This window comes from Serratia sp. FS14 (genome assembly GCF_000695995.1).
Taxonomy (GTDB): domain Bacteria; phylum Pseudomonadota; class Gammaproteobacteria; order Enterobacterales; family Enterobacteriaceae; genus Serratia; species Serratia nematodiphila.
The window spans coordinates 3210704-3230680 of record NZ_CP005927.1 but is presented as its reverse complement, the minus strand read 5'-3'; the positions used below and the strand labels follow the sequence as shown (position 1 = coordinate 3230680).

Genomic DNA, 19977 nt, shown 5'->3' with positions numbered 1-19977 from the left:
CGCTTCTAATAACAAGCAGAAATAATAAATTTATGAAATTAACGAATCTATTTTATATTTCTCGGGTATTGCGCCCTCGATGAATAGGCTTCCAGTGCATTTGACGTTAAATTTTTAACATATCGAAGTATAATCAATGGCGCAAAAAATGCCTTATTTAAGGTTTGTTGAGCTGCTGTTTATGTGAACTGTGCTTCATGTCGCGCATGGCAAAACATGCATGACGTGGCCGTCTATGGCACACTAGCCGCCAGATTATCGCCGTCCTCACAGCCAGGTTTATTGACGTTCATGAGCGTAACCGCCCCAAACATAAAATCTTTGCCCTACAGCCGCCGTGCCCTGATGACGCTTTTCGCCCCGCTTTCATCGCAGCCTTGGGCGATGCTGCTGCATTCGGGCTTTGCCGACCATTCGCACAACCGCTTCGATATCCTGGTTGCACAACCGCGCGTGACACTCACCACCCGGGGTGCCGACACGCAAATCGAAAGTGACGGTGTCACCATTCAGTCGCAGGAAGATCCGTTCTCCTTGCTGCAGCAGCAACTGGCGGCGCAAGGCTGGCAGCCGGCGTTTAATCCGGACCTGCCGTTTCAGGGCGGAGCTCTGGGACTGTTCGGCTACGATCTAGGGCGCCGGGTGGAAACCCTGCCGCAGTTGGCCGAAGCCGACCTCGCTTTGCCGGATATGGCTGTGGGCATTTATGACTGGGCAGCGATCGCCGACCACCAATTGCAAACCCTGACGCTGCTCAGCTATGGCGATGTGGAGCAGCGCTGGCGCTGGCTCAATAGCCAAACCGCACCTACAGAACGCCCTTTCACGCTGCTGAGCGACTGGCGCGCCAATATGAGCCGGCGACAATACGGCGAGAAATTCCAACGTATTCAGCACTACCTGCGCAGCGGCGACTGTTACCAAATTAATCTGGCACAACGATTCTCCGCCGACTATCAGGGGGATGAATGGCAGGCGTTCTGCCGCCTGAGCGCCTGCAACCGCGCGCCGTTCTCGGCCTTCCTGCGCTTGCCGCACAACAGCGTACTGAGCGTCTCTCCCGAGCGCTTCCTGTGGCTGGAGCAGCAGCGTATCCAAACCCGCCCGATCAAGGGCACGCTGCCGCGGCTGGCGGACGCGGAACAGGACGCCGCGCAGGCTCGCCGTTTGGCCGATTCACCCAAGGATCGCGCTGAAAATCTGATGATCGTCGATCTGCTGCGCAACGATATCGGCCGCGTCGCCCAACCTGGCAGCGTACGGGTGCCGGAACTGTTCGCCGTGGAGCCGTTCCCCGCCGTGCATCACCTGGTGAGCACCATCACCGCGACCCTGCCAAACCATACCTCGGCGGCCGAACTGCTGCGTGCCTGCTTCCCCGGCGGTTCGATCACCGGCGCGCCCAAGGTGCGCGCGATGGAAATCATCGAAGAGTTGGAGCCGCAGCGCCGCAATGCCTATTGCGGCAGCATCGGTTACCTGAGCGCCTGCGGCACCATGGACACCAATATCACCATTCGCACGCTCGTCACCGAAAACGGTCGCATCCACTGCTCCGCCGGCGGCGGCATCGTGGCGGACAGCCAGGAGCAGGCGGAATACCAGGAGACCTTCGACAAGGTCGGCCGCATTTTGCCGCAGCTAGGGGAGTATGCCCTGTCGTGATCCCATCGAACTCACCGGCCTCACTGCACGCCTTTATCAGCCGTTTTCAACTGCAGCTGCCACAGGCGACGCAGATTTCGCACCATGTGCGCCCGGCGGCGGTGCTGATCCCGATCGTCTGCCGCGCCGAGCCGACGCTGCTGTTGACCCGCCGTGCCGACTCGCTGCGCAAACATGCCGGTCAAGTGGCCTTCCCCGGCGGCAAAACCGACGCCGAAGACGGATCGGCGATCGTCACGGCGCTGCGAGAAGCGCAGGAAGAAGTGGCGATACCGCCGCAAGCGGTGACTGTCCTCGGCCAAATGGCGCCGCTCGACAGCAGCACCGGATTTCAGGTTACCCCTATCGTCGGCCTCATCCCGCCGGACGTGCAGTTCCACGCCAATGAAGGCGAAGTGGCGGACGTGTTCGAGATGCCCCTGCGGGAAGCGCTGACCCTGTCGCGTTACTATCCGCTGGATATTCATCGCGCCGGCCATACGCACCGCATCTACCTCTCCTGGTATCACAGCCAGTTTATCTGGGGGCTGACCGCCGCTATCATTCGGCGCCTGGCGCAACAGGTCAGTATTTAGCCCGCATTACGTGATCTGACTCGCAATCTGGCACGGTTGCCGACCTCCGCGGCGGGTAAAGCGATCGCTATCACTTCATTTGATCGCTTTTTCAACTACCGTTCCGTTTGAATGGTTTTAAAAAAACTGTAAACCCTCTCTTAAACCTTACGAAATACCTGTAAAATACCACCGTCCGAGATAAACCACTGTAGAAACAGGGATTAAGCCGGCGGCGTTCAGCACGGAAAGCTGGCGCGATTACCGCTAATGGAGCTTGGGCGAAAGCGGATACCCCGCACAAGGGTTCGCCCCGGGTAATCAGTAAAAAAAGCGACACCACGGATTATTTAATTTCATGCGAAAAAGGCAGCCGAACCCGCACGGCCCTTTTACAATATCGCTGTTCCCTGCGCGGTTTTTGACCGCCGCAGCCATAACAATACGTCTCTTTAAGGAGTTTTAGCGTGATTAGCGTTTTCGACATGTTTAAGATCGGCATCGGCCCGTCCAGCTCTCATACGGTTGGACCGATGAAAGCCGGCAAACAGTTTGTCGACGATCTGGTAAATAAAGGCCTGATGCCTTCTATCACGCGTGTTGCCGTAGACGTTTACGGCTCACTCTCATTGACCGGCAAAGGTCACCATACCGATATCGCCATCATTCTCGGCCTGGCCGGCAACATGCCGGACACCGTCGATATCGATAGCATTCCGGGTTTTATTCGCGATGTAGAACAACGTCAACGCCTGATGCTGGCCAACGGCCTGCATGAAGTCGATTTCCCACGCGACGGCGGCATGGTCTTCCGCAGCGACAACCTGCCGCTGCACGAAAACGGCATGCAGATCCACGCCTTCGCCGGCGATAAAGAAGTGTACAGCAAGACCTATTACTCTATCGGCGGCGGTTTCATCGTCGACGAGGAGAATTTCGGCAAGGCCGCCGAGCAAGAACTGCAAATGCCATATCCGTTCAACTCCGCGCGCGAAATGCTCGACCACTGCCGCGAGACCGGCCTGTCGCTGTCCGGCATGGTGATGCAGAACGAACTGGCGCTGCACAGTAAGCAAGAGATCGAGACCTACTTCGGCAACGTCTGGCAAACCATGCGCGCCTGTATCGACCGCGGTCTGAACACCGAAGGCGTACTGCCGGGGCCGCTGCGCGTACCGCGCCGGGCCTCCGCGCTGCGCCGCATGCTGGTGGCGTCGGACAAACTGTCCAGCGATCCGATGAACGTGATCGACTGGGTCAACATGTTCGCGCTGGCGGTTAACGAAGAAAACGCCGCCGGCGGCCGCGTGGTCACTGCGCCGACCAACGGCGCCTGCGGCATCGTGCCTGCGGTGCTGGCTTACTACGATCACTTCATCGAGTCCGTCAGCCCGGATATCTACATCCGCTACTTTATGGCGGCGGGTGCGATCGGCGCGTTGTACAAGATGAACGCCTCCATCTCCGGCGCCGAAGTCGGTTGCCAGGGTGAAGTCGGCGTTGCCTGCTCCATGGCGGCGGCCGGTCTGGCCGAACTGCTGGGCGGCAGCCCTGAGCAGGTCTGTGTGGCGGCGGAGATCGGCATGGAGCACAACCTGGGTCTGACCTGTGACCCGGTCGCCGGCCAGGTGCAGGTGCCGTGCATCGAGCGCAACGCCATCGCCTCGGTCAAGGCGATCAACGCCGCCCGCATGGCCCTGCGCCGCACCAGCGAGCCGCGCGTTTCGCTGGATAAGGTGATCGAGACCATGTACGAAACCGGCAAAGACATGAACGCCAAGTACCGCGAAACGTCACGCGGCGGCCTGGCAATCAAGGTGCAATGCGACTGACAGACAACCCCGCCACCCGGCGGGGTTTTTTATGGGTAATCAATTCACTGGCCGCTTTTTGTGACAATGTCACCAGAAAAAATCCTGCATTTCTCTCATCGATCCGGTGGTTAGCCTGCAAATTGACCTTCTGTTTTGCCAAATCGAAATAATTTACTGAGTTACCATCAATCTTGTATAACCTCAGGCTAGAATTAGCCGAGCGCAACTTAAGGATCTATGACCTGACCGTGACTCGGGGCTGGATTACCGAACAAGGATTTACCGGATGTTGATGACCCACCTCGCCGCGTCCCGATATCGTTATTACCGTTGGCTGCTGGCCGGAGCGGTGGGCGCGGCTATTCTGTTGGTATCGCTGTATACCCGTTACTATCAAGAGGTCAAAAGTATCGAGCTGAGCCAACAGACATTGGCCACCCGCACCGTCGGCAAGCTCAACCAGTTGTTGACGCCGGCTCAGCTGCAGGCGGAGCGCAGCATGGACATGCTGGACCAGCCCTGCGAGAACGTTTCGTCGACCCTGCGCTTTCGCGCCGCGCAGAATCAGGCGCTACGCGCCATGTTGCTGGTAAAAAACGGCATTATTTACTGCTCCAGCCTGTTTGGTTCCCGTCATTATCAGCTGGCCGCGGTAATGCCGACCTTCGTCAACAGCAACGCCAGGCTGGCGCTGCGCCCCTCGCTGGCAGTGAGCAAAGGCCTGCCCACGCTGGTGATGTGGACGCCATCCCCCCACGATAAAACCAGCGGCGTGCTGCACGTGTTTAATATCGAGCTGCTGTCCAACTTTTTACTCGAGCCGCAGGAGCCTTACGTTCAGCGCGTGGTGCTGAACGTGGCTGACAGCAGCCTGGAATACGGCCGACGCGAAATCCTGAGCCGTGACACCCTGACCAACGATCTGCGCTACACCGCCGGCTCTGCGCTATACCCGTTCTCGATTTCGCTGTTCGGCCCGCAGATCGGCATGCTGGCGCTTTCCGCACTGCCGCGCCATATCCCGCTGGCGCTGCTGATCAGCCTGTTGGCCGCCTATGTGGTCTATCTGCTCACCGCTAACCGCATGAGCCTGTCTTATCACATCGGCCATGCCATCACCCATCGCGAGTTCCGCGTCTATTGCCAGCCCATCATCCATAGCGACACCGGGCGCTGCGCCGGCGTCGAGATGCTGCTGCGCTGGAAAAAGAAGCGGCAAGGGTGGATCTCCCCCGACGTGTTTATTCCGCTGGCCGAGCAGCATGAGCTGATCATTCCGCTGACCCGTTATCTGATGAACACCGTGACGGAAAATCTGCAGCTGTTCCCGCCGCGACCGTCGTTCTACATCAGCATCAACGTCGCCGCCGAACACTTTAAAACGCTCAACATCATCGACGATATCCGCCGGATTTGGCTGCCGGCGCATCCGATGCCGTCACTGATGCTGGAGCTGACCGAACGCACCGCGCTGTCGGCGATCCAGCATGACCAGATCCGGACGCTGAAAGACATGGGGATCATGCTGGCCATCGACGATTTCGGCACCGGCCACAGCTCGCTGAGCTACCTGAAGAACCTTAGCCCGGACGTGTTAAAGATCGACCGCGGGTTTACCGCGGCCATCGGTACCGACGCGGTCAACGCCACGGTGACCGATACCATCATTACGCTGGCGCAGCGGCTGAAGCTGAAGCTGGTGGCTGAAGGGGTAGAAACGGCGGAACAGGCCGACTATCTGCGCTCGCGTGAGGTCAATGCCCTGCAGGGGTATTATTTCGCCAAGCCGATGCCGATCCACGTTTTCCCGCTGTGGTTGCAGCAGTACGAATCGCGCGTCAGGAAAACAGAAGAGAATACGCCGGAGGCCTGAGCCTCCGGCGGGTGGGTTACGAATGCGCCGGTTCGTCGAAGACGACGCGGGTGACACGCACCAACTCGATGCGATAGTCGGAGACCTCGACGATATCGAAACGCAGGTGGTTCAGTTCAATGGTGTCCCCCACCACCGGCATCTGGCCGTAGTGGGCTAACAGCAGCCCCGCCAGAGTGGCGTAGTCTGCGGTTGGGCTGACCAGGTCATCGCAGGCCAGCGCCTGTTCCAGCGAGTGCAGGTCGGTCCCGCCTTTGACCAGCCAGCCGTCGCCTTCCGCCACGATGTCCGGCGTTTCATCTTCGTCCGGGAACTCGCCGGCAATCGCTTCCAGCACATCCAGCGGCGTCACCAGCCCCTGCACCACGCCGAACTCGTTGGTGACCACCACCAGGCGCCCTTTGGCGCGGCGCAGCACCGCCAGCAGCTTGATGACATCCATGGTTTCCGGCACCACGATCGGCGGCGTGCGGGCGGCAAACTCGGCGATATCTTCCCCTTGCTCCAGCGCCACCAACAGATCCTTGGCGCGTACCACGCCGACGATCTCATCCACAGAGTCGCGACACACCGGGAACAGGCTGTGCGGCGTATCCAGCAACTGTGCGCGCACCTCCTCACGGGAGCGCTCGCAGTCGACCCAGGAGATGTCAGTGCGCGGCGTCATCACGCTGCGCAATGAGCGCGAGGCCAGCGTCAGCACACCGCTGATCATATAACGCTCTTCCGCCGCAAAGGTTTCATCCCTCGGCAACGCCACCGCATCGTCCGCCTGCTGCGCGCGCTGCTGCCCCATCAGGCGCATGATCGCTTCCGCGGTGCGCTCGCGCATCGGGCGACGCGCCTGATGCTTGATAAAGTTGCGACGCGCGATCTGATTGAACAATTCAATCAGGATCGAGAAGCCGATCGCGGCGTACAGATAGCCTTTAGGAATATGCAAGCCGAAGCCTTCGGCGATCAGGCTCAGACCGATCATCAACAGGAAGCTCAGGCACAGCACCACAATGGTCGGGTGCGCGTTGACGAAGTTGGTCAACGGCTTGGATGCCAGCAGCATCACCGCCATCGCGATCACCACCGCCGCCATCATCACCGGCAGATCGTTCACCATGCCCACGGCGGTGATCACCGCATCAAGCGAGAACACCGCGTCAAGGATCACGATTTGCACCACCACCGCCCAGAACTTGGCGTAACCGCGGTTGGCGCCATCCTGGTGCGTCTGCCCTTCCAGCCGTTCATGCAGCTCCATGGTGGCCTTGAACAGCAGGAATACCCCGCCGAACAGCAGGATAAGATCGCGGCCGGAGAAGCTGAAATCGCCGACGCTGAACAGCGGCGTGGTCAGGGTTACCATCCAGGAGATCACCGACAGCAGACCCAAACGCATCAGCAATGCCAGCGACAGGCCGATGATGCGCGCCTTATCGCGCTGCTTAGGCGGCAACTTGTCGGCCAAAATGGCGATGAATACCAGGTTGTCGATGCCCAGCACAATTTCCAGCACCACCAGCGTAAGCAACCCCGCCCAAATAGAGGGGTCCATTAAAAATTCCATATCAGACTCCAGAAAAAAGTGGGAATGAGCGCACGCCGCTCAGACATGACGATGCCGCCGCTGCATGGGCGCAGTCGACAATAGCAAAGTGACGGGATGGGATTACCGGGAGATGGCCGAAGGGCCGAACAACATATGCAACGCCAGCAGGTGGCGGGTGAAACCTGGAAAAACAGTTACTTCGGTGACAGTCCATAGGGAGGGCTGAGGCCCTTCACTCCTTGGTGATGAAAGAGGAAATTACTGTATCAGGATTTTTCTGGGGGACAAAGCGGCTTTTTCAACGGCGGTTTAGGGTGACGCCACGCCATATCGTCTGCGACAGCTAAGATTTCTCCGAGCATTCAATAGCGGAGCAGCGTCACAAAAAATATTTTTTCACTCACTAAAATAAATCTCGCGTTCGTGAAGTATCACGCACAGGCATTTGATACTGCGTGAGAAATGTTAGGCGTGCGTTTCTTTTTTTCTACCATAATGTATCTGAACCGCGGAAGTGACTGCCAAGACGGCGCGGAGAAACGACACAAACCGCGTCTGGAGTTCAACGAGGAGGTAGCGAGTGGCAATAGCTATTATCATCGGCACACACGGGGCTGCAGCGGAACAACTGCTGAAAACGGCGGAGATGCTATTGGGCGAGCAGGACAACGCCGCCTTTATAGACTTCGTTCCCGGTGAGAATGCCGAAACGTTAATCGTCAAATACAACGAAAAAATCAGTGGATTGGATACCAGCGGCGGCGTGCTGTTCCTGGTGGATACCTGGGGCGGCAGCCCGTTCAACGCCGCCAGCCGCATTGCGGTCGACAAAGAAAACTATGAGGTCGTCACCGGGGTCAACATCCCGATGCTGGTGGAAACCTTCATGGCGCGGGACGACAACCCCGCTTTCGATGAACTGGTGGCGCTGGCGTTGGAAACCGGCCGAGAAGGCGTGAAAGCGCTGAAAAAAACCGCAGGAAGAACCCGCAAAACCCGTGGCGCCCGTCGCCAAAGCCGCTGCCCCTCAGGCGCCGCTGGGGCCGAACGACCACATGAAAATCGGCCTGGCGCGCATCGATGACCGCTTGATTCACGGCCAGGTGGCTACCCGCTGGACCAAAGAGACCAACGTCAGCCGCATCATCGTCGTCAGCGACGAAGTCGCTGCCGACCATGTGCGCAAAACCCTGCTGACCCAGGTCGCCCCGCCGGGCGTCACCGCCCACGTGGTGGACGTGGCGAAGGCTATCCGCGTCTGGAACAACCCGAAATACGCCAACGACCGCGTGATGCTGCTGTTTACCAATCCGACCGACGTCTGGCGTCTGGTGGAGGGCGGTGTGGATATTCAATCCGTCAATATCGGCGGCATGGCGTTCCGCCAGGGGAAAACCCAGGTGAACAACGCCGTTTCCGTCGATGAAAAAGATATCGAAGCGTTTAAGAAACTGAACGATCGCGGTATCGAGCTGGAGGTGCGTAAGGTCTCGTCCGACAGCCGGCTAAAAATGATGGACCTGATTAACAAACTCAATTAGTGGCGCCTGCCGCTGATTATTTTACTCAGAGCTTTTTTGGTCATAGGAGAAGTGCAATGGAGATCACCACTCTTCAGATTGTGCTGATATTTATCGTTGCCTGTATCGCCGGGATGGGTTCCGTCCTCGACGAGTTCCAGTTCCACCGTCCGCTGGTCGCCTGTACCCTGATCGGCTTCATCCTCGGCGATATGAAAACCGGCATCATTATCGGCGGTACGCTGGAAATGATCGCCCTCGGCTGGATGAACATCGGTGCGGCGGTCGCGCCGGATGCCGCCCTGGCGTCCATCATCTCGACCATCCTGGTCATCGCCGGCGGGCAAAGCGTCGGCGCCGGTATCGCCCTGGCCATTCCGCTGGCGGCGGCCGGCCAGGTGTTAACCATCATCGTGCGAACCCTCACCGTGGCCTTCCAGCACGCAGCGGACAGCGCGGCGGAGCGCGGCAGCCTGCGCGCCATCAGCTGGATCCATGTCGGCGCCCTGCTGCTGCAGGCGATGCGTATCGCCATCCCGGCGGTCATCGTCGCCATCTCGGTGGGCACCGCCGGGGTGCACGCCCTGCTCAACTCGATCCCGGAAGTGGTCACCAGCGGCCTGAACATCGCCGGCGGCATGATCGTGGTGGTCGGTTACGCGATGGTGATTAACATGATGCGCGCCGGCTACCTGATGCCGTTCTTCTATCTCGGTTTCGTTACCGCCGCCTTCACCAACTTCAACCTGGTGGCGCTCGGCGTCATCGGCGTGGTGATGGCCGTGCTGTATATCCAGCTCAGCCCGAAATACAACAAGTCTCAGGTTGTCCAGGCCGGCCCGGCTAACGCGAACGATCTCGATAACGAGCTCGACTAGGAATAGGTGAGAGAAATGGTTGATACAACTGCTCAAAAGAAACTCACGCCGGCCGATATTCGCGGCGTATTCCTGCGTTCGAACCTGTTCCAGGGTTCATGGAACTTCGAACGCATGCAGGCGCTGGGTTTTTGCTTCTCGATGGTGCCGGTGATCCGTCGCCTGTATCCGGAAAACAATGACGATCGCAAACAGGCGATCAAGCGTCACCTGGAGTTCTTCAACACCCACCCTTACGTGGCGGCACCGGTACTCGGCGTGACCATGGCGATGGAAGAGCAACGCGCCAACGGCGCACCGATCGACGACGCCGCAATCAACGGCATCAAGGTTGGTTTGATGGGGCCGCTGGCGGGCGTCGGTGACCCGATCTTCTGGGGCACCGTGCGGCCGGTATTCGCCGCGCTTGGGGCGGGCATCGCCATGAGCGGCAGCCTGCTCGGACCGATCCTGTTCTTCGTGCTGTTCAACCTGGTGCGCCTGCTGACCCGCTATTACGGCGTGGCCTACGGTTACCGTAAAGGGGTGGATATCGTCAACGACATGGGCGGCGGCTTCCTGCAGAAACTGACGGAAGGAGCGTCCATTCTCGGCCTGTTTGTCATGGGGGCGCTGGTCAACAAGTGGACGCACGTGAATATCCCGCTGGTGGTGTCCAAGATCACCGACCAGACCGGGCATACCAACGTCACCACGGTGCAGACCATCCTCGACCAGCTGATGCCGGGCCTGGTGCCGCTGCTGTTGACCTTCGCCTGTATGTGGCTGCTGCGTAAAAAAGTCAATGCGCTGTGGATCATCATCGGCTTCTTCGTCATCGGTATCTTTGGCTATTGGATTGGCCTGCTGGGCCTGTAATCGTTCGAAACGGCCGGGGGGCAACCCCCGGCTTTTTTATGTGTGGAGCAAGAGATGTCACTGACCGACGCCGTACTGATGCTGTTTATCGCCCTGCTGTTGCTGTATTCGCTGTACGACGAATTCGGCATGAATCTGCTGAAAGGCAAAACGCGGCTCAAAGTGCCGCTCAAACGCCGCAGCCGCCTCGACAGCCTGATTTTCGTCGGCCTGATCGCCATTCTGATTTACCGTAACGTCACCGCCAACGGCGCGCTATTAACCACCTATCTGCTTATTTCTTTGGCGCTGCTCGCCATCTATATTGCTTATATCCGCTCGCCCAAAATGGTGTTTAAAGCGCACGGTTTTTTCTTCGCTAATGTTTTTGTCGAATATAACCGCATTAAGGCCATGAATTTATCGGAGGACGGCATTCTGGCCATCGACCTGGAGCAGCGCCGGCTGTTGGTTCAGGTGACGCACCTGGATGACCTGGAGAAGATATACAATTTTTTCGTTGATAATCAATAAATAAAGGAAAATTAATTTTATTCTCGCTCAAACCTTGCGCTGTCTGTGGATAATTAATCGGCAGCGCCATTTCATTTCTGACTATTATTTCTGCAACATTGTTACCCGCGTCTACATTATATTCCCGCATGAACTCAGATTAATGAAAACGAGTCTCAATTAAGAACAAAAATCGCGCCAGAATAAAGTTGTCGGTACCGGAAATAATATGGTATGGTTGCGCCGTCATTGGGGAGTAGCCGGTTTCTGGAGAATAAAACGCCAGAAACGCCCGTATCAACATACTCGTTTCGCCGTATGAAACGTGGTGCGGGCAGCCAGGTAAGGTTGGCGAGACCATAGACACGTAACTCCGTCGTTTGGTTGGGGGTGGGTTACGTGTATATGGAGCCACCCGGCCGAGGCTATTTCACATGAACCTTTCAGCAACGCTTATTCTCGCTTTCGGCATGTCCATGGATGCGTTCGCCGCTTCTATCGGCAAAGGCGCCAGTCTGCATCAGCCGCGCTTTCGCGAAGCGATCCGCACCGGTCTGATCTTCGGCGTGGTCGAAGCAATCACCCCGCTCATCGGTTGGGCCATCGGCCTGTTCGCCAGCCAATACATCATGGAATGGGATCACTGGGTCGCCTTCTCGCTGCTGTTCATTCTCGGCATGCGCATGATTGTCGAAGGGGTGCGCAACAGGCCCGATGAAGAAGAGAAGGTCAAACGCCACGGCTTCTGGATATTGGTGGCCACCGCTATCGCGACCAGCCTGGACGCCATGGCGATCGGCGTCGGTCTGGCCTTCCTGCAGGTGAACATCGTGCACACCGCAATGGCCATCGGCTGCGCCACCATGATCATGGCAACGTTGGGCATGATGATCGGCCGCTTTATCGGCCCGCTGCTGGGCAAACGCGCCGAAATCCTCGGCGGCGTGGTGTTGATCGGCATCGGCGTCAACATCCTGCTGGAGCACCTCGGCTACCTGGCCTGAGGCGACCGAACTGCAAAAAAAACCTGCCGCGGCAGGTTTTTTTTGTTTCTGAGTTCAAGGCCCCTTAAGCGCGACGTCGGTACAACGCCAACACGAAATCCGTCTCGCACACAAACTCGCCGCCCTCGGCCAACCGCTGTTGCACCTCCGGCGTAGCGCGCCAGGCGAACGGCGTCATCTGCAGCAAATTGGCGGCCTGCGCGCCCGGTAGGGTCATCGTATAGGCCAGCGCCTCTTTGCGCTCGCAGTCGAATCCGTCGAACTGTTCATCCTGTTCGGCATGCAGCTGCACCTGCTGGTACACCTGCTCTTTCAGCTGGTACAGATGACGCGGGCCCGGCGAAACCGTCAGCACCACGCCGCCCGGCTTCACTACCCGCGCCAGCTCCTCCGCCTTGCAAGGCGCATAAATGCGCAAGACCGCGTCCAACGCCCCGTCGGCGAACGGCAAACGGTGACTGGAGGCAACGCAGAACGAGACCGCCGGATAACGTTTGGCGCCATAACGGATCGCCACCTTGGCGACGTCCAGCCCATAGACCGCCATATTGCGCTCCTGAGCCAGCCGTGCGGCCACGGCGGCGGTGTAATACCCTTCCCCGCAGCCTATGTCCAATAACGCGCCTGCATCGGCCGCCAGCGCCGAATCCAGCCACTCGGCTACCTGCGCTTGCAACGGCTGATAATATCCACCGTCGAGAAACGCGCGCCGTGCCTGCATCATTTCCGCGCTGTCTCCCGGCTGCTTCGATCGTTTGTGCTGCACCGGCAGCAGATTCACGTAACCTTCTTTGGCTTGATCGAACTGATGATTGCCGTCACAACGCCAGTGTTGTGATGAAAAATGCAGCGGTTGATGACACAGGGGGCAGTGATAAGACATGAATGGGCTTCCAGAAAGACAGGGCGCGGCTAGTCTAAAGAAGGCGTCGGCTTGATGCAAGGCGCATCCCCGCTCGCTTTCGCCGCCAACAACATCTGGTCAAGCGGGGAAAAAGCTGGCTACACTGAGAGTCTGTTTTCTCATGCAGGTGAACATAACTTATGAGCGATCGTTCCGCGCTGCTCGATGCGGTGCCCCACATTCAGCACGGCTTCGGCAGCAAACTCGCGCTGCTGCCCGGGCATCTGCTGCCCTACAGCGCCACGCTGCCGGAAAAAAAACAGGTGCACGGCACCCGCATCGTCGATGTGCTGCAGCCGGCGCAGGCATGCGGCGAGGCCGATGGTTTCTATACTCGCCAGCCCGGCATTCTGCTCAGCGTACTGACGGCGGACTGTTTGCCGGTGCTGTTCAGCCGCCGTGACGGCGGCGCCATCGCTGCGGTGCACGCCGGCTGGCGCGGGCTGCTGGACGGCATTCTGGAACAGATGGCAGCACGCATTCGCCAGGACGGCGACACCGCCGATTGGGTCGTCTCCATCGGCCCTGCCGCCGGCCCGTGCTGCTACGAAGTCGATGAAGCGCTGGTGGAGAGTTTTTAAACAGCGCCTGCCGCTGCCCGCCACGCTGATCAGCCCGCATTACCGGCATCTCGATTTGGCCGCAATTGCCGAATACAAGCTGGCGGCGCTCGGCTTCGCCGCCGTTGACCGCGCCGGCAGTTGCACCATCTGCACGCCGGACGTCGACCCACAGCGGCCGCAGCGCTTCAAATACACCAGCTATCGCCGCAACAGCCACCGGCGCGCGCAGGATCCGACGCATCCGGGGATCAAAGGCCGCAACCAGTACGCCGGCATCATCATCGCCGCCGGATGACGGAAACGAAAAAGCCCGCGCGAAGGCGGGCTTTTTGTACAGCTGACGCTGATTAGATAGCAGTAACGTTTACTGCAGATGGGCCTTTCTGGCCATCTTGGATTTCGAACTCAACGTTCTGGCCTTCAGCCAGGGTTTTGAAGCCGTTACCCTGGATTGCAGAGAAGTGTACGAACACGTCTTTGCTGCCGTCAGCCGGGGTGATGAAACCGAAACCTTTAGACTCGTTGAACCACTTAACTTGACCTTTGATCTTTGCCATCTTGAGTATTTCCTTTGGATTGTTTAAACCGCCCGAGGGCGTTACATAGACAAACTAGAGTCGTTACTGCTTGAGGCACTAAGATAAGGATCGGCAGAGAAGCGGTATTCAACGCTAACGTCTTTACTCAGAACTTCTTTACTGAAAATGCCACACATATACAGAACTGTACCTCGTTTTACCCAGATGCGTTATCACATACTCTGTATGCGATGGCAAGCCATTTTTAATCACTGAACGACATGTCGCACATATTTGAAACGGTCGAGCGCAACATTTGCTTAAATAGGCCAAAAGATGTTGAAGCATCGGCTATTTTCTGCTTGCCAAAATCACTGCGCCAGACCCCGCATTCTGCTGGAGTTTTAACAAAACTTTCATCGTATTGACGCCTTTGCGTCTCATCATTTCCGCTTTTTTGCCGCTTATAGCGTTAAAAAATTTGAATCTTTATGGAATTTGATATGCAACATCTGAATATCGATGAACGGGGGCCAATTTATTCATCGCTCCTCCGACCATTTACCGCCGGAAAGCCCATTCATCATCGGCTTTCCGCCCTGCCGCCAAACGGCGCGGGCGAGAACGGCGCACGGGTCGGCGGCAACGTCTCCACCCTGCACAACGGATGCATAAGCATGCAAAGCGCCGGCACATCTTCCGCTGCCTGTGGTTTCATCATAAATAATCCGAATGTCATTAACCTCAATAGCCGGAATAATCTTATCAATAACGAAAGTTCAACGTTGAATTAAATCCTGAAAATACGGGGGTTATTTGAATCACCACCCGCACTTATCAATTCTGCTAATTACAGCTGCGCTTTCAAACCATTGACTTTATTCATCCCGCTGCGCCGACGGGTGATTAGGTAACGCAGGCGATGAGCCCTGCAACGCGATGCGCTCGCCAATCTTCAGCGGGAGGAATTGATGCTGCTCCAACCCCGCCTCGCTCAGGGCCAGGTTCAGCTGCTGCGGCGGTTCGTCCAGCGATTCATCCGCCAGTTCGAATACTCCCCAATGGATAGGAATGGCTCGCGGCTGATTCAGTTCGCGATACAGCGCCACCGACTGCTGCGGATCCATATGCTGCTCCTGCATAAACCAGCGCGGTGCATAGGCGCCGATCGGCAACGCAGCCACGTCGAACGGCCCCAGCCGTTGACCGATCTCCGCCAGCCGTTCCGAATAACCGCTGTCGCCGGAAAAATAAAACCGTAGCGCCGGATGGTGGATCACCCACCCGCACCACAGCGAGCGATTGCGATCCCACAGCGTGCGCATGCTCCAGTGCCGCGCCGGCGTGGCGTAGACCGTCAGCTCGCCCAGTGACAGGCTCTGCCACCAGTCCAGTTCATGCACCTTCAGCCGGTAGCGGCGAAACCAGCGCTTCAACCCCAACGGCACGATGAACTCGGCCTGTGGGAAACGCCGCGCCAATTGCCGCACCGTGCGCCTGTCGAGGTGGTCATAATGGTTATGGGAGATCAGCACCACATCCACCGCCGGCAGTTGCCCCACCGTCAACGGCGGCGGCGTTCTGCGCTTTGGGCCGTAAAAGCTCAGCGGCGATGCACGTTCGGACAATACCGGATCGATCAGGATATAGCGGCCACTCAATCGCAATAGCATCGAGGCATGCCCCAACCACCAGACGCTGTCGTCGCTGCCACTGAGATCGGCAGGTTGCCACCAGCGCTGGGTAAATTGCGCATAACCCTGCTGCGGCGGCCTGGGCAGCCCCTGCCGCTTGCGTTCATCTTGCCAACGCCGAAGATCGCCCTCCTCACGCCGCGAAGGTTCCAGGTTGCGAAATCCCTCCGGCGTATGATGCGCCTTGGCCGCGTCGTAATAACGGTTGATTCTTTTCATCCTGCCTTTTCTCCCGACCACAGCGCCCTGCACGGGCATGACTTTCAGTGTAACAAACCCGATGAAGCTCGCACTTTGTCAGCCGTGCGCTGCATCTCGGGACCTTTTGCCGTATGCTGTTGTCTCACTCCGGTGGAAAGCCAGGGCCGCCAAGAGCCCGTTAAGACTCTCTTAAGATCTTTGTGATTGACTTGTAGGGCATACAGAAAAGGAGAAGTTATGAGTCGTTCTACATCCCGCAAATCAGGCATCGGCCTGGGGCGTCGTATTCGCAGCGCGCTGCTCGCGCAGAAGCAATACTGGAAAATGTATTTCGCCATGAAGCTGCGCCGGCTGCGCGTGCCTGCACCGTTGGTGCTGCTGGGCGGTTCGCTGCTTGGGTTCTTCATGCTGACTCTGCTGATGCTCAGCGTAGTCGCCATCGACGTCATCAGCACCCTGCTGCTGCTGTGCCGGAAACTGCTGGGGCGGGGTCACGGTGAGGGCCGCGCCTTTATGCCGCGCGGCTAACGAGAAAAGAAGCGGAGGCGGGCAATACGCCTCCGCAGCACGCAGATTAACGCTTGGCGCCTTTGCGGCGCGTCAGCATGAACCCGCACCACAGCATCGCAACCCATACCGGCATCAGCAACACCGAAATGCGGATCCCTTCGCTGAAATACATGATCACCAGAATCAGGCCGAGGAACGCCAGGCACAGGTAGTTGCCGAAAGGATACCACAGCGCCTTAAAGCTGGGGATGACGCCCTGGCGGTTCTTGGCGGCACGGAACTTCAGGTGCGCCAGGCAGATCATCACCCAGTTGATCACCAATGTTGACACCACCAGCGCCATCAGCAGCTCAAACGCCTTGCCGGGCATCAGGTAGTTGATCAGCACACCGATCGAAGTAATCAACGCCGACAGCGCGATGGACAGCACCGGCACGCCGCGTTTATTCACGCGCGTCAGCACCTGCGGCGCATTGCCCTGGCTGGCCAGCCCGAACAGCATGCGGCTGTTGGCATAAACGCCGCTGTTGTAAACCGACAGCGCGGCGGTCAAGACCACCACGTTGAGCACCGTTGCCACCAGATTGCTGTTCAGCGCATGGAAGATCAGCACGAACGGGCTGCCGCCCTCCACCACTTGCCCCCACGGATAGAGCGAAAGCAGCACGGTCAGCGAGCCGATATAGAAGATCAGGATGCGGTACACCACCTGATTGGTGGCTTTGGGAATGCTGCGGCGCGGATCGGCGGCTTCCGCCGCGGTGATGCCGACCATCTCCAGCCCGCCGAACGAGAACATGATCACCGCCATCGCCATCACCAGCCCGGAGAAGCCGTGCGGCATAAAGCCGCCCTGCTGCCAGAGGTTGGTGATGCTGGCCTGCGGCCCGCCGTTACCGCTGGCCAACAGCCAGGCGCCGAAGACGATCATGCCGACAATCGCCACTACCTTGATGATGGCGAACCAGAACTCAGTTTCGCCGTACAGGCGCACGTTCACCAGGTTAATCAGGTTGATCAGCACGAAAAACAGCGCGGCGGAGGCCCAGGTGGGGATCTCCGGCCACCAGTACTGAATGTAGATGCCGACGGCGGTCAATTCCGCCATGCCGACCAGAATGAACATTGCCCAGTAGTTCCAGCCGGAAAGGAAGCCGGCGAAATCGCCCCAGTATTTATAGGCAAAGTGACTGAAAGAGCCGGCGACCGGCTCCTCCACCACCATTTCACCCAGCTGGCGCATGATTAAAAACGCGATAAAACCGCCGATGGCGTAGCCCAGCAGCACGGCGGGGCCGGCCATTTTTAATGGTTTGCGCAATGCCGAGAAATAAACCGGTACCGATGGCGCCCCCGAGGGCAATAAGCTGTATGTGTCTGTTTTTTAAACCGCGTTTTAGCGGAGTATCCTGATGCTGACCGCCCATCTTATCCTCATATGGCGTATACCCTTGCCGCTATCGGCCAAGATTTCACCAATCAATAAATGTATCTGCGGGCGGCTTTTTAACACTTAACCCCGTGAGCATCAAGGAGAAGCGCCCCGAAACGGCAGGCCGGAGCGCGATTTTTTTACCGCGAGAAAGCGGATAACGGCAGCGTTTAGCCAGGCATACCGCACAGTTTGGTCAGATTGCGCGCGCCGATCATCAGCGTGGCGACATAAGATTGGCTACGCGTGACCACTTCCACCGCCACGCGATCGTTTTGATATTTTATCAGGTAGGTCGAGGGCCAGCCCTGACGGCGCTGGCCGAAGCTTTCGGCATGACGATCGATCGCCGCATGGGCAATCACCAGATGAGACAAGTTTTTATCACCTTTGATAATGCGCTTCATAAACAGCCTCCGCCAACGACAGCTCTGTTATTAGAAAAAGGAGAAACTCTTACCAATCACCGGTATTGTTCGACTCAGTTAGCCTGTCGGCTCATCAGGAAGCAGATCATCGCCGCGCGCAGCGGACTGGCGCTGTCCGCCTGCCATTCACCGCCCTGAGTGCTCATGCGCGCCTGCCACTGCGGGCTGTCGCTTTGGTTATCGGGGTTCAGACTGATTTTGTTGGCGCAAATGATCGGCCAGGCATCGGAGGGATTCTTGCAGTAATCTTTACCTTTCACACCACCGTAGGGATACCACTTGTCCGGGTTCTCTCCGGTCAGCAGCGCAATGCTGCGGTTCACTTCGGCATCGCTTTCTTCGTACCATTTAATCATCGGCTTCATCCATCTTTCGTAAGGTTCGCGCCACATTACGATGTCTGTACGACAGTTTTATGACAGCGCCGCCGGTTTTCACATTATCTCTACTAATGCTTTATCCCCTTTATCTTTCCTTAGCGCCTGCGTAAACTTTTCTCCCTGTTCAACGCCCGGAGAACGCATGCATGTTGACCGGCCTTAACCATCTGACGCTCGCTGTCAGCAATCTCGATCGCAGCTTCGATTTTTATCGGCATCTGTTGGGATTTATCCCGCACGCCCGCTGGCAAGGCGGCGCCTATCTGTCGTTAGGGCCGTTGTGGCTATGCCTGTCGCTGGATGAAACGCGCATGCAACAACGTGAGCGCGATTACACCCATTACGCCTTCAGCGTCGCGCCGGAACACATTGAGCAGGTCAGCGAGCGGTTGCGCCAGGCCGGCGTCGAAGAGTGGAAAAGCAATCGCAGCGAAGGTGAATCACTCTATTTTCTCGATCCCGATGGGCATCAATTGGAGATCCATGCCGGCGATTTGGCCAGCCGCCTGGCGGCATGCCGGGAAAAGCCGTATCAGGGCATGGTGTTTTACTGAGGCGCCCCGGCGACGCTGCCGTCGGCCGGGGCATCATGCTCAACGTTCGGGGATGAAACCTTTGAAATCCAGCGCGGGGTTGAGATCGTCGTCAGCAGCAGCGGCGCCGTCTGCGCCGGCGCGGTGCGCCATACGCTTCAACAGCGCCGTTTGCTGGCGTTGTTGCTCGGCAATCTCCTGCAGCAGGCGAATCTGCTCATTGGCGCGCACGCTGGCGCGGTTCACCAGGAACCAGACCCACAGCCCGGCCAGCAACGCCACGGCGGCGAGGGCCAGCGACAACAGGCCGTTCTGGCCAAAACCTAAATCGTACATGGACAACCCTATCTACTGCGAAATTCAGGCCGCCATCTTAACACTCGCGGCGGCCGTGCGAACATCCCTGCCAAAAATTGCTTACCAGGGCACGAAGCGGGTCACCGAACAGATGCCCAACGCAAAATTTCCACCATCGTCGCAATAGCTGTCCAGCGCCAGCAGGTAGAAAAACAGGCAGGCAGCGACGGCCGTCATTATCACGAGGATTTTTTTTCGCAACAAATTTAGCAGCCTCATTGTTATCTTGGTAATCTATCGCGCATGTTATCACAGC

At 57.9% G+C, this 19977-nt stretch carries 20 protein-coding genes, 3 pseudogenes and 1 riboswitch; of the genes and pseudogenes, 13 read left to right on the top strand and 10 right to left on the bottom strand.

The features are described 5' to 3' along the window. Positions 1-291: 291 nt before the first annotated feature. From pabB to L085_RS14585, 4 genes are all read left to right on the top strand, one after another. A complete protein-coding gene (gene pabB / locus L085_RS14600) occupies positions 292-1665 on the top strand; it encodes an aminodeoxychorismate synthase component 1 (RefSeq protein WP_031299689.1) in 1374 nt (457 codons plus the stop codon). Continuing rightward, the gene (locus tag L085_RS14595; protein WP_004927587.1) at positions 1662-2240 is read left to right on the top strand and encodes a CoA pyrophosphatase; all 579 of its coding nucleotides are present in this window, start codon (positions 1662-1664) and stop codon (positions 2238-2240) included. The genes pabB and L085_RS14595 overlap by 4 nt, the downstream gene beginning before the upstream one ends. Positions 2241-2686: 446 nt before the next feature. After that, complete coding sequence (gene sdaA, locus L085_RS14590) at positions 2687-4051, top strand: L-serine ammonia-lyase (RefSeq protein ID WP_004927589.1); 1365 nt, start codon at positions 2687-2689, stop codon at positions 4049-4051. Between the two features lie 268 nt (positions 4052-4319). Beyond that, a complete protein-coding gene (locus tag L085_RS14585) occupies positions 4320-5906 on the top strand; it encodes an EAL domain-containing protein (RefSeq protein ID WP_004927593.1) in 1587 nt (528 codons plus the stop codon). Between the two features lie 16 nt (positions 5907-5922). On the opposite strand, the gene L085_RS14580 is transcribed toward L085_RS14585, so the two are convergent. Continuing rightward, a complete protein-coding gene (locus L085_RS14580) occupies positions 5923-7467 on the bottom strand; it encodes a TerC family protein (protein WP_044031058.1) in 1545 nt (514 codons plus the stop codon). Positions 7468-8029: 562 nt separating this feature from the next. Between L085_RS14580 and manX the strand changes: the two are divergent. The 5 genes and pseudogenes from manX to mntP all read left to right on the top strand — a co-directional run bounded on the left by manX (position 8030) and on the right by mntP (position 12201). After that, positions 8030-8990 (top strand): annotated as a pseudogene (gene manX / locus L085_RS25775) (PTS mannose transporter subunit IIAB). Positions 8991-9046: 56 nt separating this feature from the next. Next, positions 9047-9847, top strand: coding sequence for a PTS mannose/fructose/sorbose transporter subunit IIC (locus tag L085_RS14565; protein WP_015378156.1), 801 nt, complete (start codon positions 9047-9049; stop codon positions 9845-9847). 15 nt (positions 9848-9862) lie between these two features. Further along, complete coding sequence (locus L085_RS14560; protein WP_015378157.1) at positions 9863-10705, top strand: PTS mannose transporter subunit IID; 843 nt, start codon at positions 9863-9865, stop codon at positions 10703-10705. A 54-nt stretch (positions 10706-10759) separates the two neighbouring features. Further along, the gene (locus tag L085_RS14555) at positions 10760-11218 is read left to right on the top strand and encodes a DUF986 family protein (RefSeq protein ID WP_044031056.1); all 459 of its coding nucleotides are present in this window, start codon (positions 10760-10762) and stop codon (positions 11216-11218) included. A 218-nt stretch (positions 11219-11436) separates the two neighbouring features. After that, positions 11437-11624, top strand: a riboswitch (yybP-ykoY riboswitch). A gap of 7 nt (positions 11625-11631) precedes the next feature. Beyond that, positions 11632-12201, top strand: a complete 570-nt coding sequence (gene mntP / locus L085_RS14550; RefSeq protein ID WP_004927615.1) for a manganese efflux pump MntP — start codon at positions 11632-11634, stop codon at positions 12199-12201. Positions 12202-12265: 64 nt separating this feature from the next. On the opposite strand, the gene rlmA is transcribed toward mntP, so the two are convergent. Beyond that, positions 12266-13084, bottom strand: coding sequence for a 23S rRNA (guanine(745)-N(1))-methyltransferase (gene rlmA, locus L085_RS14545; RefSeq protein WP_015378159.1), 819 nt, complete (start codon positions 13082-13084; stop codon positions 12266-12268). A 161-nt stretch (positions 13085-13245) separates the two neighbouring features. Between rlmA and pgeF the strand changes: the two are divergent. Beyond that, positions 13246-13963: pseudogene (pgeF, locus tag L085_RS14540) on the top strand (peptidoglycan editing factor PgeF). A 52-nt stretch (positions 13964-14015) separates the two neighbouring features. Here pgeF and cspE read toward each other — a convergent pair. Beyond that, positions 14016-14225: a transcription antiterminator/RNA stability regulator CspE gene (gene cspE / locus L085_RS14535; RefSeq protein ID WP_002221949.1), complete on the bottom strand. Its 210-nt coding sequence runs from the start codon at positions 14223-14225 to the stop codon at positions 14016-14018. 41 nt (positions 14226-14266) lie between these two features. Beyond that, positions 14267-14383, bottom strand: a complete 117-nt coding sequence (locus L085_RS24760) for a DUF2627 domain-containing protein (RefSeq protein WP_002211058.1) — start codon at positions 14381-14383, stop codon at positions 14267-14269. Between the two features lie 306 nt (positions 14384-14689). Here L085_RS24760 and L085_RS25395 point away from each other — a divergent pair, with 306 nt between their 5' ends. Continuing rightward, complete coding sequence (locus L085_RS25395; protein ID WP_126181034.1) at positions 14690-14980, top strand: hypothetical protein; 291 nt, start codon at positions 14690-14692, stop codon at positions 14978-14980. An 84-nt stretch (positions 14981-15064) separates the two neighbouring features. Here L085_RS25395 and L085_RS14530 read toward each other — a convergent pair whose 3' ends face one another. Next, positions 15065-16099, bottom strand: a complete 1035-nt coding sequence (locus L085_RS14530; RefSeq protein WP_044031055.1) for an MBL fold metallo-hydrolase — start codon at positions 16097-16099, stop codon at positions 15065-15067. Positions 16100-16318: 219 nt separating this feature from the next. Between L085_RS14530 and L085_RS14525 the strand changes: the two genes are divergently transcribed. Beyond that, entirely contained in the window at positions 16319-16609 is a 291-nt protein-coding gene (locus L085_RS14525) for a hypothetical protein (RefSeq protein ID WP_044031054.1), read from the top strand. Between the two features lie 46 nt (positions 16610-16655). Here the strand turns inward: L085_RS14525 and L085_RS14520 are convergent. From L085_RS14520 to L085_RS14510, 3 genes and pseudogenes are all read right to left on the bottom strand, one after another. Further along, a pseudogene (locus tag L085_RS14520) lies at positions 16656-18018 on the bottom strand (amino acid permease). 175 nt (positions 18019-18193) lie between these two features. Continuing rightward, entirely contained in the window at positions 18194-18430 is a 237-nt protein-coding gene (locus L085_RS14515) for a DUF4060 family protein (RefSeq protein WP_004927680.1), read from the bottom strand. 74 nt (positions 18431-18504) lie between these two features. After that, the gene (locus L085_RS14510) at positions 18505-18807 is read right to left on the bottom strand and encodes a phage protein NinX family protein (protein ID WP_004927682.1); all 303 of its coding nucleotides are present in this window, start codon (positions 18805-18807) and stop codon (positions 18505-18507) included. Between the two features lie 170 nt (positions 18808-18977). Here L085_RS14510 and fos point away from each other — a divergent pair, with 170 nt between their 5' ends. Beyond that, entirely contained in the window at positions 18978-19385 is a 408-nt protein-coding gene (gene fos / locus L085_RS14505) for a fosfomycin resistance glutathione transferase (protein WP_015378164.1), read from the top strand. Between the two features lie 39 nt (positions 19386-19424). Here fos and L085_RS14500 read toward each other — a convergent pair whose 3' ends face one another. Next, entirely contained in the window at positions 19425-19700 is a 276-nt protein-coding gene (locus tag L085_RS14500; RefSeq protein WP_033640075.1) for a YebO family protein, read from the bottom strand. 81 nt (positions 19701-19781) lie between these two features. Beyond that, positions 19782-19898: a PhoP/PhoQ regulator MgrB gene (mgrB, locus tag L085_RS14495; RefSeq protein ID WP_019452853.1), complete on the bottom strand. Its 117-nt coding sequence runs from the start codon at positions 19896-19898 to the stop codon at positions 19782-19784. Positions 19899-19977: the final 79 nt, after the last annotated feature.

Excerpts from the sequence above, each read along its gene's own strand:
- L085_RS14555 (WP_044031056.1), top strand. The coding sequence starts at position 10,760 with ATGTCACTGACCGACGCCGTACTGATGCTGTTTATCGCCCTGCTGTTG.
- L085_RS14525 (WP_044031054.1), top strand. The coding sequence starts at position 16,319 with ATGAGTCGTTCTACATCCCGCAAATCAGGCATCGGCCTGGGGCGTCGT.
- pabB (WP_031299689.1), top strand. The coding sequence starts at position 292 with ATGAGCGTAACCGCCCCAAACATAAAATCTTTGCCCTACAGCCGCCGT.
- L085_RS14565 (WP_015378156.1), top strand. The coding sequence starts at position 9,047 with ATGGAGATCACCACTCTTCAGATTGTGCTGATATTTATCGTTGCCTGT.
- L085_RS14510 (WP_004927682.1), bottom strand. The coding sequence starts at position 18,807 with ATGATTAAATGGTACGAAGAAAGCGATGCCGAAGTGAACCGCAGCATT.
- L085_RS14585 (WP_004927593.1), top strand. The coding sequence starts at position 4,320 with ATGTTGATGACCCACCTCGCCGCGTCCCGATATCGTTATTACCGTTGG.
- L085_RS14515 (WP_004927680.1), bottom strand. The coding sequence starts at position 18,430 with ATGAAGCGCATTATCAAAGGTGATAAAAACTTGTCTCATCTGGTGATT.
- L085_RS14560 (WP_015378157.1), top strand. The coding sequence starts at position 9,863 with ATGGTTGATACAACTGCTCAAAAGAAACTCACGCCGGCCGATATTCGC.
- L085_RS25395 (WP_126181034.1), top strand. The coding sequence starts at position 14,690 with ATGCAACATCTGAATATCGATGAACGGGGGCCAATTTATTCATCGCTC.
- mntP (WP_004927615.1), top strand. The coding sequence starts at position 11,632 with ATGAACCTTTCAGCAACGCTTATTCTCGCTTTCGGCATGTCCATGGAT.
- mgrB (WP_019452853.1), bottom strand. The coding sequence starts at position 19,898 with ATGACGGCCGTCGCTGCCTGCCTGTTTTTCTACCTGCTGGCGCTGGAC.
- fos (WP_015378164.1), top strand. The coding sequence starts at position 18,978 with ATGTTGACCGGCCTTAACCATCTGACGCTCGCTGTCAGCAATCTCGAT.
- rlmA (WP_015378159.1), bottom strand. The coding sequence starts at position 13,084 with ATGTCTTATCACTGCCCCCTGTGTCATCAACCGCTGCATTTTTCATCA.
- L085_RS14530 (WP_044031055.1), bottom strand. The coding sequence starts at position 16,099 with ATGAAAAGAATCAACCGTTATTACGACGCGGCCAAGGCGCATCATACG.
- L085_RS14500 (WP_033640075.1), bottom strand. The coding sequence starts at position 19,700 with ATGTACGATTTAGGTTTTGGCCAGAACGGCCTGTTGTCGCTGGCCCTC.
- L085_RS24760 (WP_002211058.1), bottom strand. The coding sequence starts at position 14,383 with ATGTGTGGCATTTTCAGTAAAGAAGTTCTGAGTAAAGACGTTAGCGTT.
- cspE (WP_002221949.1), bottom strand. The coding sequence starts at position 14,225 with ATGGCAAAGATCAAAGGTCAAGTTAAGTGGTTCAACGAGTCTAAAGGT.
- L085_RS14580 (WP_044031058.1), bottom strand. The coding sequence starts at position 7,467 with ATGGAATTTTTAATGGACCCCTCTATTTGGGCGGGGTTGCTTACGCTG.